Below are 3,303 nucleotides of genomic sequence, written 5' to 3'. Positions count from 1 at the left end.
AAATTAAAAATATGGCAGTAGAAGATAAAAAAATATCGTACCGCATGTATTTTGTAGCCTTCATGTTTTTCATGATGGCTGTTCTTGTATTGATAAAACTTAATAATATTCAATGGGTAGAAGGTTCTTATTACCGAAAATTAGCAAAAGAAAGAACTGTTAAAAATTTTACTATTCCTGCAAACAAAGGAAATGTATATTCGGCTGATGGAAGTTTATTGGCAACATCAATTCCAGAATATTCTATTTATTTTGATGCTGTGGCGCCTTCATCGGAACTTTTCAAAGAAAATATTCAAGCGCTTTCGGATTCACTTTCTGTGATGTTTGGAAAATCATCCGGACATTATCAAGCAAAATTGCAAAAGGCACGCGCTAATAAAAGTCGCTACTTATTTATTGCTAAAAAATTAAGTTATACCGAGCAAATGCGTTTGAAATCATTTCCATTATTTAATAAAGGAGCCAATAAAGGCGGATTGATTATCGAGCAAAAAATTGTGAGAGAACACCCAATCGGATTAGTAGCGAAAAGAACTATCGGTTACGAACGTTCAAATGAAGATGGAAAAGGTTTGGAATACGCTTTCCGCAATTATTTGAACGGAAAAAATGGACACAGAATGATGCAAAAAATTGCAAAAAATCAGTGGAAACCTATTAATGATGTAAACGAAAAAGAACCACAAGATGGTTACGATATTATTTCTACAATTGATGTTTATATTCAAGATATTGCGCATCACGCTTTATTAAAACAATTGGAATATTATAGCGCCGATCATGGTTGCGTAGTGGTAATGGAAACTAAAACAGGTCATGTTAAAGCCATCTCAAATTTGGGAAGAGCTGAAGATGGTTCGTATTATGAAACACAAAATTATGCTATTACTGAATCGCATGAGCCAGGTTCGACTTTCAAGTTGATGGATTTGATTGCGGTTTTAGATGATAAAAAAGCAGATACGAGTACTATTTATGATTCAAAAGGTGGTAGAATTCAATATTACGGAAGATCTGTTAAAGATTCTAATGGTAAAGGTTACGGAAAAATTTCTCTAGCAAGAGGGTTTGAGTTGTCATCCAACACCGTTTTAGTACAATCGGTTTATGAAAGTTATAAAAATAATCCAAAACAATTTGTAGATAGAATCAATAGTTACGGATTAAACAAACCTCTTGGTTTACCAATAAAAGGTGAAGGAACTCCAATTATTCCGCAACCAGGAACAGATAGATGGTCGGGAGTAGCATTGCCTTGGATGGCTTTTGGTTATGGATTATCCGTTACACCATTGCAAACCTTGACTTTATACAACGCAGTTGCTAATGACGGAGTAATGGTAAAACCCATTTTCGTTAGCGAAATAAAAGAATGGAATAAAACCATCAAAAAATTTGATACACAAGTTATCAATCCGAAAATTTGTTCTCAAGAGACTTTGAATAAAATTCATGCCGTTTTAGAAAACGTAGTAAAAAAAGGAACTGGTTCTAAATTGTATTCCAAAGATTTCTCAATGGCAGGAAAAACAGGAACAGCTCAGGTAAATTATAAAGATAAGTCACAGTTGTATTACGCATCTTCTTTTGTAGGATATTTTCCGGCTGATAAGCCTAAATATTCATGCATCGTAGTAGTTCACAAACCAAATGTTGCCGCTGGATATTATGGAGCGGATGTTGCTGGGCCTGTTTTTAAAAGAATCGCACAAAAAATATTTACCGATTCTCCTTCAATGAATCATGTTAAAAATATTGATGCAAAAGTAATTTCAGAAGAAAATAAATACGCAGAATATTATAAAAAAGTTGTTGCAGAAGAGCTAATTGTTCCAAATGTGAAAGGAATGGACGGAATGGACGCTGTAGCCTTATTAGAAAATTTAGGATTAAAAGTAAAAGTTATTGGTGTGGGAAGAGTTAAAAAACAATCCTTAACATCGGGACAAGCTTTTAACAAAAATCAAACCATCATAATCGAATTATCTTGAAGCAATTAAAAGACATATTATATAAAGTACACATTGAAGCAGTTCATGGAACTACCGATGTTACTGTTTCAAAAATTGAATTCGATTCGAGAAAAATTGAATTGAACGATGTTTTTGTAGCTATCAGAGGAACACTTTCTGACGGTCATGATTATATTGAAAAAGCACTAAGTCTAGGTGCTATTGCGGTAATTTGTGAAGAATTCCCAAGTGTAATTGTAAACGGTGTTACTTATATTAAAGTAAAAGATTCTAACGAAGCGTTAGCGTTTTTAGCAGCTAATTACTACGAAAATCCTTCTGAAAACATAAGATTAGTTGGTGTAACAGGAACAAATGGTAAAACTACAATTGCTTCATTATTATACCAATTATTCAAAAAAGCTGGTTATAAAGTTGGTTTGTTATCAACCGTTAAAATTATGGTTGACGAACAAGAATTTAAAGCAACACATACCACTCCAGATTCTTTAACGATTAATAAGTTTCTAGATTTAATGGTTCAAGAAGGTTGTGAGTTTTGCTTTATGGAAGTGTCCTCGCACGGAGTTCATCAAAAAAGAACGGAAGCTTTACGTTTTGAAGGTGGCGTTTTCACCAATTTATCACACGATCATTTAGATTATCACAATACGTTTGCTGAATACAGAGATGTGAAAAAAGCATTCTTTGATAGTTTGACTAAAAATGCTTTTGCTTTAACGAATATAGATGATAAAAACGGAGCTGTTATGCTTCAAAATACAAAGGCTAAAAAATTAACTTACGCTTTAAAATCCTATGCCGATTACAAAGCGCAAATTTTAGAAAATCAATTATCAGGATTGTTATTAAAAATCAACGATAATGAAGTTTGGGTAAAATTAATTGGTTCTTTCAACGCTTATAATTTATTAGCTATTTACGGAGTAGCAGTTGAATTAGGAATCGAAAAGACAGAAGCCTTACGCTTACTTTCCGAATTAGAAAGTGTTTCTGGACGTTTTCAATTTATAGTTTCCGATTCTAAAATTACAGCAATCGTAGATTATGCTCACACACCTGACGCACTAGAAAATGTATTAAAAACGATAGAAGATATTCGCACTAAAAACGAACAATTAATTACAGTTGTAGGTTGTGGTGGTGATAGAGATAAAACGAAGAGACCAATTATGGCCAACATCGCTTCATCAATGAGTGACAAGGCCATTTTTACATCCGATAATCCAAGAACCGAAAATCCAGAAACGATTATCGAAGAAATGGAAAAAGGAGTAGAGCCTCAAAATTTTAAGAAAACGGTTTCTATTTTAGATAGAAAACAAGC

General features: G+C 33.2%; 2 protein-coding genes. Both read left to right on the top strand.

Annotated features, from left to right (window positions below; translation table 11 throughout):
* The first annotated feature begins 11 nt into the window (after positions 1–11).
* Complete coding sequence (locus Q0075_RS09935; RefSeq protein ID WP_297869369.1) at positions 12–1,994, top strand: penicillin-binding protein; 1,983 nt, start codon at positions 12–14, stop codon at positions 1,992–1,994.
* The coding region (locus Q0075_RS09930; protein ID WP_297869368.1) for a UDP-N-acetylmuramoyl-L-alanyl-D-glutamate--2,6-diaminopimelate ligase at positions 1,991–3,303 on the top strand (1,313 nt) is incomplete at its 3' end. The genes Q0075_RS09935 and Q0075_RS09930, both read left to right, overlap by 4 nt.

Source organism: uncultured Flavobacterium sp. (genome assembly GCF_937967675.1).
In the GTDB taxonomy this organism is placed as follows: domain Bacteria; phylum Bacteroidota; class Bacteroidia; order Flavobacteriales; family Flavobacteriaceae; genus Flavobacterium.
The sequence above is the reverse complement of the archived record's forward strand: the minus strand, read 5'-3'. Positions and strand labels throughout refer to the sequence as shown.

Excerpts from the sequence above, each read along its gene's own strand:
- Q0075_RS09935 (WP_297869369.1), top strand. The coding sequence starts at position 12 with ATGGCAGTAGAAGATAAAAAAATATCGTACCGCATGTATTTTGTAGCC.